Origin of the sequence: Massilia sp. X63 (assembly GCF_041023745.1) — a bacterium.
Classification (GTDB): Bacteria; Pseudomonadota; Gammaproteobacteria; order Burkholderiales; family Burkholderiaceae_D; genus Telluria.
The window spans coordinates 1-698 of the sequence record NZ_JBFTEF010000052.1 but is presented as its reverse complement, the minus strand read 5'-3'; the positions used below and the strand labels follow the sequence as shown (position 1 = coordinate 698).

Annotated in this window: 3 protein-coding genes; 2 read left to right on the top strand and 1 reads right to left on the bottom strand. The window is 57.6% G+C overall.

Features of this window, described 5'->3' with window-relative positions; translation table 11 throughout:
* Window positions 1-111, top strand: a 111-nt coding sequence (locus AB3347_RS25920; RefSeq protein ID WP_369094525.1) for a BsuBI/PstI family type II restriction endonuclease, incomplete at its 5' end; no start/stop codon positions are given.
* 17 nt (window positions 112-128) lie between these two features.
* Window positions 129-377 (top strand): hypothetical protein, encoded by a 249-nt coding sequence (locus AB3347_RS25915; protein ID WP_182939827.1) that lies wholly within the window; start codon window positions 129-131, stop codon window positions 375-377.
* 49 nt (window positions 378-426) lie between these two features.
* Here AB3347_RS25915 and AB3347_RS25910 read toward each other — a convergent pair.
* A partial coding sequence (locus AB3347_RS25910; protein ID WP_369094524.1) for a hypothetical protein occupies window positions 427-698 on the bottom strand: 272 nt, incomplete at its 5' end.

Here is a 698-nt window from a genome sequence, read left to right as displayed (position 1 = left end):
CGCTACCTCGGGGAAATCGCATGGGAAACCGAAGTATGGGTAGCCGATGCCCCCTCTCACCTGATCCACTTCAACGGGGTTCGGTTCCTTGGCCCCTACCCCACCGAATAAGCACAGGAGGCCAGACCATGATTACACCCACCACCGAGACAGCAAAAGAGGTGCTGCGCGGCTACGGACGCGCCAACGAGGCCGCGCTGGCGTCCCTGATGGACGTGCAAGACTGGCAGCGCATCGCCCGGCAGGAGCTTGAGCGCCGGGCTACCAGCATCGTGCAGGCTCTGGATGATGCGACCCTTAAGGCCATCGCAGCGGGAGAGCTAGACATGCGGGCTATGTGCCTACAGGTTACCAACGAGATCCATCAGACCGCCTAAGCCCAAAACTGGCGAATCGAAGGGTGTTCTGAGGTGCGCATAACGCCTTTTATGTTAAACCGCGAATTTTAGCGGCTAAAACGGGGCGCTGGCGGCAAACAGGCCGCCTGTATCGCGTTTTGGGGCGCTTCGACACACAAGACAGGGCATTTACTGCCTGAAAGTTTGCAACGCTTCTGAGGCGGTTTGAGGGCCAGATCCTGCGGGGTATGGTTTCGGCCTGTTTTTGCATCCTGCGGCCTGTTTCGATATCTTGCTCCGCCCGTCGAGGTGTGGGATGAAAATAAAGTGTCATCCCCGAAAATAGAGTTTCATCCTTGA

Coding starts and splice junctions, on each gene's coding strand:
- AB3347_RS25915 (WP_182939827.1), top strand. CDS start 129: ATGATTACACCCACCACCGAGACAGCAAAAGAGGTGCTGCGCGGCTAC.